The organism is Paenibacillus sp. FSL H8-0260 (genome assembly GCF_045040625.1).
Taxonomy (GTDB): domain Bacteria; phylum Bacillota; class Bacilli; order Paenibacillales; family Paenibacillaceae; genus Paenibacillus_AQ; species Paenibacillus_AQ odorifer.
Window position 1 is genome coordinate 156,481 of record NZ_CP150298.1, and the last position, 14,718, is coordinate 171,198.

13 protein-coding genes are annotated in these 14,718 nt (G+C 48.2%); all 13 read left to right on the forward strand.

All coding sequences use genetic code 11. The features are described from left to right. The first annotated feature begins 176 nt into the window (after window positions 1-176). The 13 genes from MHI51_RS00775 to uxaC all read left to right on the forward strand — a co-directional run bounded on the left by MHI51_RS00775 (window position 177) and on the right by uxaC (window position 14,680). A complete protein-coding gene (locus MHI51_RS00775; RefSeq protein ID WP_076219570.1) occupies window positions 177-1,394 on the forward strand; it encodes an ATP phosphoribosyltransferase regulatory subunit in 1,218 nt (405 codons plus the stop codon). 69 nt (window positions 1,395-1,463) lie between these two features. Continuing rightward, window positions 1,464-2,102 carry an ATP phosphoribosyltransferase gene (gene hisG / locus MHI51_RS00780; protein ID WP_036687062.1) on the forward strand — a complete coding sequence of 213 codons (639 nt, stop codon included), beginning with the start codon at window positions 1,464-1,466 and terminating at the stop codon, window positions 2,100-2,102. Between the two features lie 38 nt (window positions 2,103-2,140). Continuing rightward, on the forward strand, window positions 2,141-3,451 hold the full coding sequence (gene hisD / locus MHI51_RS00785) for a histidinol dehydrogenase (RefSeq protein ID WP_076126836.1): 1,311 nt from the start codon (window positions 2,141-2,143) through the stop codon (window positions 3,449-3,451). Beyond that, the gene (gene hisB, locus MHI51_RS00790) at window positions 3,438-4,046 is read left to right on the forward strand and encodes an imidazoleglycerol-phosphate dehydratase HisB (RefSeq protein WP_036687073.1); all 609 of its coding nucleotides are present in this window, start codon (window positions 3,438-3,440) and stop codon (window positions 4,044-4,046) included. Before hisD ends, hisB begins: the two co-directional genes overlap by 14 nt. A gap of 1 nt (window position 4,047) precedes the next feature. Next, entirely contained in the window at window positions 4,048-4,671 is a 624-nt protein-coding gene (hisH, locus tag MHI51_RS00795) for an imidazole glycerol phosphate synthase subunit HisH (RefSeq protein ID WP_076126837.1), read from the forward strand. A gap of 42 nt (window positions 4,672-4,713) precedes the next feature. Beyond that, window positions 4,714-5,451 (forward strand): 1-(5-phosphoribosyl)-5-[(5-phosphoribosylamino)methylideneamino]imidazole-4-carboxamide isomerase, encoded by a 738-nt coding sequence (gene hisA, locus MHI51_RS00800; RefSeq protein ID WP_076126839.1) that lies wholly within the window; start codon window positions 4,714-4,716, stop codon window positions 5,449-5,451. A gap of 1,087 nt (window positions 5,452-6,538) precedes the next feature. Beyond that, complete coding sequence (gene hisF / locus MHI51_RS00805) at window positions 6,539-7,297, forward strand: imidazole glycerol phosphate synthase subunit HisF (RefSeq protein ID WP_036687077.1); 759 nt, start codon at window positions 6,539-6,541, stop codon at window positions 7,295-7,297. Then, window positions 7,294-8,007 (forward strand): bifunctional phosphoribosyl-AMP cyclohydrolase/phosphoribosyl-ATP diphosphatase HisIE, encoded by a 714-nt coding sequence (hisIE, locus tag MHI51_RS00810; protein WP_076220888.1) that lies wholly within the window; start codon window positions 7,294-7,296, stop codon window positions 8,005-8,007. Before hisF ends, hisIE begins: the two co-directional genes overlap by 4 nt. Window positions 8,008-8,021: 14 nt before the next feature. Continuing rightward, window positions 8,022-8,849, forward strand: a complete 828-nt coding sequence (hisJ, locus tag MHI51_RS00815) for a histidinol-phosphatase HisJ (protein WP_340394808.1) — start codon at window positions 8,022-8,024, stop codon at window positions 8,847-8,849. Between the two features lie 26 nt (window positions 8,850-8,875). Continuing rightward, entirely contained in the window at window positions 8,876-9,826 is a 951-nt protein-coding gene (locus MHI51_RS00820) for a ribose-phosphate pyrophosphokinase (RefSeq protein WP_036687083.1), read from the forward strand. 232 nt (window positions 9,827-10,058) lie between these two features. Further along, window positions 10,059-11,798, forward strand: a complete 1,740-nt coding sequence (locus MHI51_RS00825; RefSeq protein ID WP_076277720.1) for a tetratricopeptide repeat protein — start codon at window positions 10,059-10,061, stop codon at window positions 11,796-11,798. Between the two features lie 150 nt (window positions 11,799-11,948). After that, a complete protein-coding gene (trxB, locus tag MHI51_RS00830; protein WP_036687084.1) occupies window positions 11,949-12,902 on the forward strand; it encodes a thioredoxin-disulfide reductase in 954 nt (317 codons plus the stop codon). Between the two features lie 350 nt (window positions 12,903-13,252). Then, window positions 13,253-14,680 (forward strand): glucuronate isomerase, encoded by a 1,428-nt coding sequence (gene uxaC / locus MHI51_RS00835; protein WP_341000903.1) that lies wholly within the window; start codon window positions 13,253-13,255, stop codon window positions 14,678-14,680. The last annotated feature ends 38 nt before the right edge of the window (window positions 14,681-14,718 follow it).

Consider the following 14,718-nt stretch of genomic DNA (forward strand, 5'->3'; position numbering starts at 1 on the left):
TCGATAAGCGGGGAGGCAAAAATAAAGAAAATGCCAAACGCTCGACTAAGGGTTTGATTGACGAAAAAGCAGTGAACATGATACGATATTGAAAATACTTTAATTTGCTACCACTTTACCATAGTAAAGTAAACATAAACAGTATCTAATGATAACTGACGAGGTGAACAATGAAGATGTCCAAACCAAAGGGATTTGAGAAGCCGTCTGGCGTTCGGGACTATCTGCCCCGGGCCGTAACGAAATTGCGCAAAATTGAGAACGATGTACTGCATTGCATGAGTCGCTGGGGATATCAGCAAATGATGACTCCAACGTTGGAATATTACGATACAGTTGGCGTGGCTAGCTCTACGTCGGACCAGAAGCTCTATAAATTACTTAACAATCGTGGTCAGGCTTTGGTGCTTCGATCAGAAATGACTGCCCCGGTTGCCCGTGTTGTTGCCTCTCTATTGAAGGATGAGCCACTGCCATTGCGTCTGTCATATCACGCGAATGTATTCCGTGCCATTGAGGAAGAAGCGGGGCGGGAAGCGGAGTTCTTCCAGACAGGTGTAGAGCTGGTAGGTGATGATTCACCTGAAGCCGATGCGGAGGTAGTTGCGCTTGCTATTTCTTCGCTGCAAGCCGCGGGTGTGAAGTCTTTTAAGATCGCTATGGGGCATGTAGGCTTTCTGAATGGGTTATTTCAAGAGGCACTTCCTGAACTGCCTGAGGCTCAAGAGGAGCTGAAAAGTCATTTGCTGGGCCGTGACTATGTTTCTTTCCGGGAGACTTTACGGCGGCTGGATCTTACAGAAGCGCAGAAGAACGAACTGGATGGGCTGCTGCGTCTGCGCGGAGGCAAGGAGATTTGTGGACAGGCGCTAGAGCTGAGCAATCATCCGCTCGCGCGTCATTCGATTGATCATTTGTGCAAGGTGTGGGAGGTGCTGGTCTCTTACGGCGTATCACAGCATGTACTGATTGATCTGACGATGATCGGGGACTTTTCCTATTATACAGGCATGACTTTTGAAGGTTATGCAGCGGAGTTAGGATTTCCGGTATGCAGTGGTGGTAGATATGACAATCTGCTGCAACAGTTTGGGCGTCCGATCCCATCCACAGGATTTTCCTTAAAAACGAATCGCATCCTGGATGGTGTAACTGGAGTGGCCGAAGAGGAAGAGCTGCCTATTTTGATCCAATATGATGCGATTCGCAGAAAAGAAGGCTTGGAAGAGGCAACACGCCTGCGGTCAGAGGGTCATGCAGTCGTTACTAGACTTGCTGCAGGTCCAGAAGAGCTTGAAACGGTGAAGCGTTTGGATACGGACACGGTTGAAGCAGAGGGTGTACGGTACGGTGAGATCTATACATTCGTATCTTTTGTAAGTGAGCATGGCTGAGGATATCGCTAGTACAAAAAGCGATTAACATAAATTTTGCATGGAGATGGAAAAGGAGGCAACTTAACAATGGCACAGATATTGAAGGTGGCTATGCCAAAAGGCCGGATTTACGAAAAGGCTGCTGAGCTGTTCCGCCAGGCAGGTCTTCCGATTCCACCGGACGGTGAGGCATCACGCAAGCTTGTTATTCCGCTGCCTGAGGCAGGGATGGAGTTTATATTGGCGAAACCAGTAGATGTACCTACATATGTAGAATATGGCGTGGCGGATATTGGGATCGTGGGCAAGGATGTTTTGCTGGAGGAAGATCGTGATGTATACGAGCTGCTTGATCTTGGCATTGCCCGCTGCCGGATGTCGATCATCGGATTGCCGAACTGGCAGCCGGGAATTCAGCAGCGTGTAGCGACGAAATATCCGAATGTAGCTTCAAGGTATTTTAGGGAGCAGGGGCAACAGGTCGAGGTAGTGAAGCTAAATGGATCCATCGAGCTTGCACCACTGATTGGTCTGGCCGATCGTATTGTGGATATGGTAGAGACCGGGCAAACGCTGCGGGACAACGGATTAATCGAAATGAAGAGTATATTCGAAATTACAAGCCGCCTGGTGGCAAATCGTGTGAGCTATCGGATGAAAAATGAAGAGATACAGCAACTGTGTGACCGACTACAGGCAGTTATAGGGCAACCTAATTTGCGGTAGGCGGCAACAGATGTTAGGGGTAAAGGGAGGAACCAGCGATGAAGGTTGTGTCGAGCAAGGACTTTAAGCTAGAGCGGGAAGTGGAGTATGGTACGCCAGAGCAAAATCAGGCGGTAAAGGAAATTGTGGCCGCCATTAAAAAAGAAGGAGACACAGCGCTTCTTCGCTATACGGAGCAATTTGACCGGGTTGCACTTACGCCGAATCAACTGCGGGTAACGCCGGAAGAGCTTCAGGCAGCGTATGGCCGAGTAGAGCAATCTTTCGTATCTGCCATTCAAGCAGCTGCAGCCAATATCCGGGCGTTCCATGCCAGACAGAAACGGAATTCATGGATGGATTTGCAGCCGGATGGCACGATTCTGGGGCAGATTATTCGTCCGCTGAAGCGGGTAGGGGTATATGTACCTGGTGGCAAAGCAGCTTATCCCTCCTCGGTGCTGATGAACGTGATCCCAGCACAGATCGCGGGTGTGCCGGAGATCGTCATGGTGACTCCGCCATCCACCGGCGGCAAGGAAGGGATTGACCCTTATATCCTGGTTGCTGCCGCAGAAGCAGGTGTGAATGAAATCTACCGTGTGGGCGGAGCACAAGCGGTAGCTGCTTTGGCTTTTGGTACGGAGAGCATAGCGCCGGTAGATAAAATATGTGGGCCCGGCAACATATACGTTGCGCTGGCTAAACGCGAGGTATATGGCGCCGTGGATATCGACAGTATCGCGGGTCCAAGCGAAATTGTCGTGCTGGCAGATGAGACCGCTGAGCCGGCTTATGTCGCAGCGGATCTACTTTCGCAGGCCGAGCATGACGAGATGGCCTCGGCGATTCTGGTCACGCCATCGCAGAGCCTGGCGGATAACGTGGCGGCCGAAGTGGAGCGTCAGCTGCAAGAGCTGCCGCGTCAGGCGATCGCCCGTTCTTCGGTAGAGAATTACGGCGCGATCATTGTTGTGGAATCTATGGAGGAAGGGATCTCCGTAGTGAATAGACTGGCACCAGAGCATCTGGAGATTGTTGTCGAAGATCCTATGGGCCTCGTAGGCAGCATTGAGAATGCTGGAGCCATCTTCCTGGGAGCGTATAGCTCCGAGCCCGTGGGTGATTATTTTGCCGGGCCAAATCATATTATCCCAACCAATGGGACCGCACGTTTCTCGTCACCAGTGGATGTGGATGATTTTATTAAAAAATCAAGTCTGATCTATTACAGTAAGGAAGCACTCTTGCGTGATGGGAAGACCATTATAGAGCTGGCACGTCGCGAAGGCTTAGAAGGCCACGCACGAGCCATTGAGATTCGACTCAAGAACGAAGGAAAAGGTGGAGACGGATATGGAGAACAATAACGAACAGGCCCTGCGCCAAGCTGGATTAAGCCGTAAAACAAACGAGACGGATATAAAGTTGTCTCTTAACGTAGATGGAAGTGGAGTTTCAGAGCTGGAGACGGATGTTCCTTTTCTGAATCATATGTTGGATCTGTTCACGAAGCACGGACAATTTGACCTGTCTGTACAGGCACGTGGAGACATCGAGATTGATGACCACCACACGGTTGAAGACATTGGGATCTGCCTAGGGCAGGCACTGCACGAAGCACTGGGTGATAAAAAAGGAATCAAACGTTATGCGAGTGTTTTTGTACCGATGGATGAGGCGTTGGCGCAGGTTGTGATCGATATCAGCAATCGCCCGCACTTTGAATATCGTGCAACCTATCCTTCACAGCAGGTGGGCAGCTTTTCGACGGAGCTTGTTCAGGAGTTCCTGTGGAAGTTCGCGCTCGAAGCACGGATTACGTTACATGTTATCGTACACTACGGTTCTAACACACACCACATGATTGAGGCTGTATTCAAAGCGCTTGGACGGGCGCTGGATGAGGCAACTTTGATTGATCCCCGTGTGAAGGGTGTGCCTTCTACGAAGGGAGTGCTGTAGGATGACTGTTGCAATCGTCGATTATGGCATGGGCAACCTGCACAGTGTGAGTAAGGCGGTAGAACGTCTCGGTTATGAGTGTGTAGTGACGGGTGATGCCGAGCAAATTCTCGCTGCTGATAGTGTCATTCTGCCAGGTGTCGGTGCATTTGGCGATGCGATGGGGCATCTGCGGGAGAATGGTTTGGATCTTGTCGTCAAACAGGTAGCCGCTGGTGAGCAGCCTCTGCTTGGGATCTGTCTTGGTATGCAGCTGTTGTTTAGCACCGGTGAAGAGCATGGCAGCCATGAGGGGCTAGATATTCTCTCGGGTTCAGTGGTGCGGTTCGCTCCTAGAGATGGCTATAAGGTGCCGCATATGGGGTGGAACAAGCTTAGCTTTAGACAGCCGGAGAATCCGCTTTTTGTTGGCCTTGAGGAGGGGCATGTGTATTTTGTCCACTCTTATCACGCGCTTGTAGCAAAAGAGAGTGATCTGCTGGCCGTCACAGATTATGGTTACCCAGTTACAGCTATTGTCGGGCAAGATAATGTGTTCGGTATGCAGTTCCATCCGGAAAAAAGCGGAGAGCTGGGAATCAAGCTGCTGGGTAATTTTTTAAAGATTAAGAGAGAGCGGGCGTAAGTCACGCTATAAATATAATGTAACGAAAGTGGGGAGCGCCAAATGTCTTCTTTTATTGTATATCCGGCGATTGATATCCGGGATGGAAAATGCGTCAGGCTGCAGCAGGGGGATTACAATCAGGAAACGATATACAATGATAGTCCACTAAAGGTGGCAAAATCATGGGAAGAGCAAGGTGGAAAGTTCATTCATTTGGTGGACTTAGATGGTGCGAAAGCGGGTCATCCTGTGAACGATGCGATTATCGGTGCTATTGCTGCTAATGCTAACGTTCCTGTGCAGGTGGGTGGCGGTCTTCGCAATCTTGCGGACGTAGAGAAATTGCTCGGACTTGGCGTTAGCCGCGTTATTATCGGTACTGCTGCGATTAATGATCATGCTTTTACCGAAGAGGTATTGGCAAAATACGGCGATAAAGTCGCGATCGGCATTGATGCGCGCAACGGTTATGTTGCGACACACGGCTGGCTGAACACCTCTGAAGTACGTGCTGAAGCTCTTGCCAAGGAATTGGCGGCAAAAGGAGCCGAGACATTCATTTACACCGACATCTCCCGCGACGGGATGATGCAGGGACCGAACGTGGACGGTATCCTGTCCATGGCGCAGGCCAGCGGTAAAACTGTGATCGCGTCCGGCGGAGTCACCAGTCTTGATGATCTGTTGCGTCTGAACGTGCACAGCGGCAGCGGTGTAGGCGGAGCTATTGTTGGCAAGGCGTTATATACGGGCAATATTGATCTTTCTGGAGCTTTGCGAGCGCTTGGGCAGAAATAGCGTTGGGCGAGCGCGCTAATTGATGAGCGGATGAACAAAAAGACGACATGAGCTAGCCAAGGAATAGTGGATCAATGAAACAGACAGAACCAACAGTGGGTTAAAGAATTAGACTTAACAGTAACGTAGTGAACAAAAATCACTAAATCACCAAACTAATTAATAAACGAGCGAATGAACAAAAAGACAACAGTTGAGCAAGCCATGAGCAGTGGATAAAAGAAATAGACGTAACAGTAAATGAGTAACTAATAATAATTAAATGAACGCACAGAGAAGCAAACTAGCAAAAGTTAAACGAACAAACCAGCAAAAGGGCTTAATAACAAAGCAACAAACCAATATACCAATATACCAACAAAAGAGCTAAAACAAACCAGCTGGCCAATAAAGCAACAAACCCAACTAGCTAATGTGTTTTCACTTTGCAAAAATCTCATCTCATTACGAATGGCGTAACGACTTGGGCGCTGTTTCAACGAGGGATCCGGTGAAATTTTAATACCTGTGAAGATAGAGGTTACCCGCTAGCTAAAACCCGCTGCACAATCTGCTACAATAGGCGTAATGAGGCGGCGGGAAGGGTATTTTTCCTCGGATGATGATTTAAGTGTACTTTATACAGCTATTTTTCACATTTAGAGCTGATTAGCTAATTTAGTTGTATTTCGTGCAGCTATAACTCAGAGATGAGTTGATTTATAAGCTCATCCCCAGATTTAGTTGTACGAAATGCAGTTAAAAGAGTAGCTTGCAAAAAGGGTGATAAAATAACTGCACGTTGTGCAATTAAATACTCGTGGGCTTGCAGGTGGCGTGAGCCCTTCCGACCACATAAGGGCCAAAACCGCGGAACATGAAGGTGTTATGGGTCAAGGAAGCTGGCTACGAAGGGGTTAGCGATCATAGCACATGTTCAGCCGTGTGGGCTATGGTTCAGCCGGATGGGCTATGATCCGCCATGCCAACAATGAAGGTTTCCAAAGCGCAGGGGCCCTTGGGCTCCCCCTGGGGGCTAAGAGGGCTTTAGGGGGACGGACACACTTTAGGTGCTTGAAACGCTTTTTAAAGAAAGGGGGATTTCATAATGTTAGCAAAACGTATCATCCCCTGTCTTGACGTTAAGGATGGACGGGTAGTCAAAGGCGTTAACTTTGTGAATCTGCGTGATGCTGGAGATCCGGTAGAGCTAGCGGCGCTGTATGACCGCGAGGGCGCAGATGAGCTTGTGTTTCTCGATATATCGGCTTCCGTAGAAGGTAGAGCAACGATGATCGAGGTTGTGCGGCAGACCGCTGGTGAGATTGCTATTCCTTTTACAGTGGGTGGAGGGATCTCTACAACTGATGATATGAAAAGAATTCTTCGTGCAGGCGCAGACAAAATCGGCATTAATACGGCAGCCATCACTAATCCTCAGTTAATTTTGGACGGTGCTCGCCGATTTGGCTCCCAGTGTATTGTAGTAGCGATAGATGCTAAATATAATGAGGCTTTTGGTGAATGGGAAGTGTACACTCATGGCGGGCGTAAGCCCACCGGCATCCGTGCTCTGGCTTGGGCTAAAGAAGCTGAGAAGCTGGGCGCAGGCGAGATTTTGCTCACTAGCATGGATGCAGATGGCACAAAAGACGGCTTCGACCTGAAGCTAACCTCGGCAGTATGCGATTTGCTCAGTATTCCTGTGATTGCTTCTGGCGGCGCTGGGAAGAAGGAGCATTTTTACGATGTATTTACGGAAGGGAAAGCCGATGCGGGACTTGCGGCGACCATTTTTCACTATAAAGAGATTGCAATTAATGATTTAAAGGCAGATTTGAAGCAAAAAGGGGTAGAAATCCGATGAGCGAAACACAAAACAATACCACATTAAGCCAAAAAGAAGCTCTGGCAGGCATTCGCTGGAATGAAGCGGGTCTGGTGCCTGCCGTTGTTCAGGATGCTAGCAGTTTAGAGGTACTTATGGTTGCTTATATGAACTCCGAATCGTTACAGCTCTCACTGGAGAGTGGTCAGACTTGGTTTTGGAGCCGTTCACGCAGCGAACTTTGGCATAAAGGCGGAACCTCAGGCAACACACAAGCTATTACCTCCATATCCTATGATTGTGATAGCGACACACTACTCGTGAAGGTTGTGCCTGAAGGACCAGCTTGCCATACTGGAGCTACGTCATGCTTTTTCCGTGAGATTCCTTTGAATAACCCAACAACGGATGCTTCGAAATCAGTGTCTAGTCTGACGGATGGTGAGCGTTTTGCTGTTCTTGGTGAGCTGGAGCGTGTGATTGCTGAACGGGAAGTGGAACGCCCGGAAGGCGCGTATACCACTTATCTGTTTGATAAAGGCGTGGATAAGATCCTCAAAAAGGTAGGCGAGGAAGCTTCCGAGACCATAATTGCCGCCAAAAATAAAGATAACGCCGAGCTGCGCCTTGAGGTCAGTGATCTGATCTATCATCTGTTGGTATTGCTGCAAGAGCGCAAGCTTCCACTGGATGAGATTATGGAAGAGTTGAGTACCCGTCACGAACGCCCACGCCGGGATCAGTACTAAGGGAGGACTGAGTGATGCACATTGATTACCACACGCATCATGAACGCTGTGGCCATGCCGTGGGTAAGCTTGAGGAGTATGTACAGCGCGGGATAGAGCTTGGACTTCAGCAGCTGGGATTATCCGACCACTTGCCGCTCATCCACGTAGATCCCGCCAGCTATTATCCTGAAATGGCTATGCCAATGGCTGAACTGCCTCGTTATGTGGAGGAATGTCTAACCTTAAAGGAGCGTTACCGTGGAGTCATAGATCTGCGGGTGGGGCTGGAAGCCGATTATATCGAAGGTTATGAAGAGCAAATCCGCGAGATTTTGTCGCCGTATCCATGGGATTATCTTATAGGTTCTGTACATTTTCTTGGGGAGTGGGATATTACGGATCACCGCCAGGTTCATGGTTGGGAAGGCAAAGATGCGCTAGAGGTATATCGTCTTTATTACGATGCGGTAAAGAAGTCGGCGTTATCGGGATTATATGATATTATAGGACATATGGATGTTATTAAACGGTTCGGTTATGGCCCACAAACACCGGAGGGCACGGCTGAGGTAAGGGCGCTGGAGCTAGAGACCTTAAAGGTTATAGCGGATAGCGGAATCGCCATGGAGCTGAATGCATCCGGACTTACGAAGCCTTGCGCTGAGATGTTCCCGGCCGAGCATCTGCTACAGGAGGCCCTAAAGCTCGGCATACCGCTGACATTAGGCTCCGATGCACATGATCCTGCCAAGCTGGGGGACGGGCTGCAAGAGGCGCGTAGTATGCTTTGGCAGACTGGTTTTCGTGAGCTGGCTGTATTTGAGGGACGCCGCCGTACCACTGTTCAGTTCAAACTATAATAATTTATAATCCGCAGGAGGGTATTATGCATCATCAACAATTACGTATTTTTTCCGGTTCGTCGAATCCAAAGTTAGCGGCTGATATTGCGGAGCGACTTGGTGTTGAATTGGGGCAGATAAAGCTGACCCGCTTCATGAGCGGCGAGATTTACGTGCATTACGAAGAAAGCATCCGGAACTGCGACGTATTTTTGGTGCAATCCCTTTCGCATCCCATTAATGAGATGTTCGTGGAGCTGCTGGTGATGATAGATGCTGCCAAACGGGCTTCAGCTCGTACAGTGAACATTATTGTGCCGTATTATGGATATGCTCGGCAGGAGCGGAAGTCCGCACCTCGTGAACCGATCTCGGCTAAGATGGTGGCTGATGTGCTCACGACCGCTGGAGCAACCCGCGTAATCACCATCGATTTGCACGCAGCGGCGATTCAAGGCTTTTTCAACATTCCGGTCGATCATCTGACTGCACTCGATTTGATCAGCAGCCATTTGAAAGCCAAGGCAATGTCTGATCTGGTCATTGTTTCCCCGGATGCAGGGCGTGCGTCTATGGCTGAGAAGCTGGCGAATAAGCTGGATTCACCTTTTGCCATTATGATCAAGAAGCGCCCAGCCCATAATGAATCGGTAATCACTCATGTCATTGGTGATGTCGAGGGACGGACACCTATCATTATTGAGGATCTGATCGATACTGGGACGACCATTGTGAATGTGGTAGAAGGTCTGAAGGAGAGAGGTGCGAAGGACAGTATTGTCTGCGCGACGCACGGATTATTCTCAGGGCCCGCGCTACAGCGGCTTGACCATCCTTCTATTCAGGAAGTGGTTACGACAGATTCTATTGCACTGCCTGATGACCATTCAAGTCGGTTTACGGTATTGTCTGTTGCACCGATGCTTGCCCAGGCTACGCACATCATCCTTGAGGGTGGTTCAATCGATAAGCTATTTAGAGATGCGGGAATTTAATTCCCCGTCTTTTTTATTTTTTGTCAAAAAAGATGTTGTAAGCAGAGTGGTAGAGTCTTTCTCAACTTGAGATTCTCGCTGTCACATGTGGTATACTGTGTGGAGATACCCGCGCCCAATAAGGGAACGGAATAGCGATTAAGGATGGAGCTCCGGCATACCCCATAGGGCGCCGCCCTCCTATTTTTCGTTAGTATAAGGAAGCTTCTTATAAGGGAGGTGCCTTGCTTCCATGATTGAGAGAACTTCAGAGTATGAACTGGGGAATGATAATGTGATTCCTGTAACTCTGAATGCCAATTTTTTCTTTGAAAGAGCCGTTCGGTCCTTGGATCGCTTTCAATATGATAAGGCATTAAAGAATTTTCGCAAAGCTGTAGAGTACGAGCCGGAGAATCCGGTCAATCATTGCAACGTGGCTGGCGTATTATCAGAAATGGGTAATTATGAAGCGTCCAACGACATTTTAACCCATGTACTGGAGAATATTGATCCGGCAATGACGGAATGTTATTTCTATATGGCTAACAACTTCGCCAATATGGAAAGCTATGAGGAGGCAGAACGCTCACTCGTCACTTATCTCGAAGAAGATGTGAACGGTGAATTTCTGGCCGAATCGGAAGAATTGATGGAGCTGCTGCAATATGAGCTGGACCGTCCTGCTCCACTTATCCGGATTAGAAGCCGGGAAGGTGTAATAGAGCATGAGCGAGCCCGAGCACTGTTGGAGGAGGGCAAGTTTACACAAGCCGTCACTTTGCTTGAAGAGATTGTGAGCAATACGCCTGACTTCCTGGCGGCACATAACAACCTAGCCCTAGCGTATTTTTACATGGGTCGTTTTACCAAAGCTAAGGAATGTATTATGCGGGTGCTGGAGCTGGATTCCGGGAATTTGCATGCACTCTGTAACTTAGCGATCTTCCTTCAGTATGAAGGTGACCGCGGGCAACTGGATGGATTGTTACACCTTCTGGAGACCACCATTCCGTTTCATCAGGAGCATCTGTTCAAAATGGCCACCACCATGGGGATTCTGGGACGCCATAGAACCGCCTATGGCCATTTTAGACGTCTGTTGAAGGATGAAGAGGTCGGTGGCGACGCCAGTCTCTATCATTACTGTGCGGCAGCTGCCAGCAATAGTGGCCTGTATACAGAAGCCCAGCGCTGCTGGCAGAAGGCGGCTAAGCTCGATCCGGAATCGGCTGTGCCGAGATTTTTTCTTGCTCAGCTGCAGCAGGCGCAGGGGGAAGGTAAAACGCTGTCGCTGGTCAGCTACAACTATCAGCTTCCTTTTCAGGAGCAGCTGAAGCTGTGGAAGGACAACAAGGGCAGCTTTACCGAAGAGGTACGGAACAATCCGCTGCTTCGCTCTTCCTTCTTCTGGGCGCTCCGCTACGGGGATGCCAATACGAAGCTTCAGGTTACAGAAGCTCTGCGGTGGATCGAAGATGAAGAGATGTCCGAAATTCTGCAAGGACTTCTAAAGCAGCAGCCCTTGCAGGAAGAAAAGCTGCAAGAAGCGGCACTTCTTAGTCTGCAGCGGCTGATTGGAAGTGTTCCTGAAGAGAATGTGCTTCAGGAAGTCAAAGAAACCTCTTCCCCGCGTCTGAAGGGACTGCCGGAATGGAGAGAGGATTGGCAGAAAGTTATCGACCAGACCCTTAGTATGATGGATCGAAGATATGATGCAATCCACAAAAAAGATGCTGAATTACTGTGGAAGCAATTTCTGAGCAGCCTTTATCCGGATGTTCCGTTTATCCGTCATGCGAATGGCTGGTGTGCTGCCTTAGAATATCTAATCGCTAAAACGCATAACCTGCCGGTCACCTACCGTGAAGTAGCCCAGCGTTACAATGTTTCCGTTTCTATGGTCAGTCGTTATGCTCGGCGCATAGATGAGGAATGTAGTTTCGAGGGAAGTGTGAGCGACAGCCTTCCGCCATTTACCGAGAATATCTAAATCGATCATGTAGTATTTCGTAGAAACGGAGCCCTTTTTATATGTCTTGCGTAACGCTAATGTTCCTTATAGGGACATCGAAGGCGTCTATGCTCGCCAAAAAAGGGCCCGTTTCTTCTAAATAAACCCTATTGTGAGGAGGCCACTGTTATGTACAAAACGATTGTAATCGGAACAGGCCCAGCCGGGCTTACTGCTGCAATTTATTTGGCACGTGCTAACCTAAACCCACTTGTGATTGAAGGTATGCAACCAGGTGGACAACTGACAACGACGACAGAAGTCGAGAACTTCCCAGGCTTTCCTGAAGGAATTCTAGGCCCGGATTTAATGGACAACATGCGCAAGCAGGCTGAACGTTTTGGGGCTGAATTTAAGAATGGTTGGGTGGATTCAGTTGATTTTTCACAGCGTCCATTTAAAGTGACTGTAGATGGATTGGGAGTATTAGAGGCGGAGTCAGTGATCATCTCAACCGGCGCATCTGCCAGATATTTAGGAATCCCCGGGGAGCAGGAGAATGTGGGCCGTGGGGTCAGCACTTGTGCTACTTGTGACGGATTCTTTTTCCGTGGCAAAAAGATTATTGTCGTCGGTGGTGGAGATTCAGCGATGGAGGAAGCCAGCTTTTTAACCCGGTTCGCTTCTAATGTAACATTGGTTCACCGTCGTGATGAGCTTAGGGCTTCGAAGATTATGCAGGCTCGCGCACGGGATAACAGTAAGGTATCGTGGGCTCTTAACCGTACACCGCTTGAGGTTACAACCGACGAGTCTGGCGTTAAGGGACTGACGGTTCGCAACAATGAGACGGGAATTGATGAACTCATCGAAGCGGACGGAGTGTTTGTCGCGATTGGGCACACGCCGAACACCGGATTTTTAGGGGGGCAAATTACGACCGATACCAACGGCTACATTGTGGTCAACCCTGGAACGACAGAAACGAACATCCCGGGCGTATTCGCTTGTGGCGACGTGCAGGATACCCGTTATCGTCAGGCAATTTCCGCAGCGGGATCTGGCTGTATGGCAGCAATGGATGCTGAGAAGTACCTAGAGGGCACGATGGTGCATGACTGGAGCGAAACACTGGATAGTTAATTTTGCGAGAAATCGTAGTCGATGACATATAAGCAGGTTATCCTTTTTCTAAAGGGTTGCCTGCTTTTTTCAATATTGGCGGGGCCGTGTCCAGATATTAAATATGTTGTTTATTTATTACCGCTCGGAAGTTAAAATAACTGTAACAATGTCTTTATAAAAAGACTTGCGCATTTTAAAAATACGTTTACAATGAAGATATAATGTTAACGTGAACAATTTACACAAACCCTATTATAAGCAATAATTTTAAGTTTAAAATATTTATTAAGAAATCGACCGATTGAATAAATGTTCACGTTAAACTTTGTGTAACTCCCATTCGAACTTAAAGGAGAGCAGCAAACCTCATGAGTAAAAAATTCATGGATGAGAACTTCTTATTGTCGAGCGAGACCGCAATTAAGCTGTTTCATCATCATGCGAAAGACATGCCCATTATCGATTATCATTGCCACCTCAGTCCAAAAGAAATTTATGAGAACAAAACGTTCAACAATATCACCGAAGCTTGGCTGTATGGCGACCATTATAAATGGAGAGTGATGCGCGCTAACGGTATAGAAGAGAAATTTATTACTGGCGATGCCAGTGATTATGATAAATTTTTAGCCTGGGCTAGAACGGTTCCGATGATTATCGGGAATCCGCTATACCATTGGACGCATCTGGAGCTGCAACGTTTCTTCGGTGTATATGAGTTGCTGAATGAAGCTAACGCACCAAAAATCTGGGATGAAGTGAATAGACAGTTACAGGGTGAAGGATACGGAGCAAGAGATTTGATCATTAAATCGAAGGTAACTACGGTTTGTACTACCGATGATCCTGTAGATAATCTGGAATATCATGAGAAAATCAGTAATCTGAGTGGGTTCAATGCTAGCGTTGTGCCGGGATTCAGACCAGACAAAGCGCTTGAAATCAACCGTCCTACCTTCCAGCCTTGGGTAGCTCAGCTAAGCGAAGTTTCGGGAATGGCTGTTAAGAATTACGGACAGTTTCTTGCAGCATTGGAGAGCAGAGTGAGATTCTTCCACGCCAGAGCCGGCCGTGTATCTGACCATGCTTTGGATGCGGTAATGTTTGAGCCTACTACCTTGGAGGAAGCTACAGCTATATTCGCTAAAGCACTTTATGAAGGCACTGTAAGTGAGAGTGAAGAAAAGAAATATAAAGGATTCACGCTAGTATTCCTCGGCAAATTGTATAACGAGCTGGATTGGGCGATGCAATTCCATATTCATGCGCTACGGAATAACAACAGCGTAATGTTCGGACGTCTCGGACCTGACACGGGTTATGATTCTATCAATGACGGCGTGATTGCTAAGCCTTTGGCGGGTCTGCTCGATGCGCTGGATCGTGAGAATGCGTTGCCTAAGACCATTTTGTACTCATTGAACCCTAATGATAATCATGTTATTGCCAGTCTAATGGGCAGCTTCCAGGGCGGCGGTATTCCAGGGAAGATTCAATTCGGAACCGCATGGTGGTACAACGATAATAAAGACGGCATGCTGGAACAGATGAAGACACTTGCTAATCTAGGCGTACTTAGCCAATTTGTTGGGATGTTAACAGACTCCAGAAGTTTTTTATCGTATACCAGACATGAGTACTTTAGAAGAATCTTGTGTGATCTAGTAGGCTCTTGGGTTGAAGCTGGAGAAGCCCCGGATGATATGGAGTTAATGGGCAGTATGATTGAGAACATCTGTTACAATAACGCTGATCATTATTTTAATTTCTCGAAACAGGCATTGGTGACTAGGTAATCGTTATGATATCCTTACATGGAAGAGCCAAACCCGTT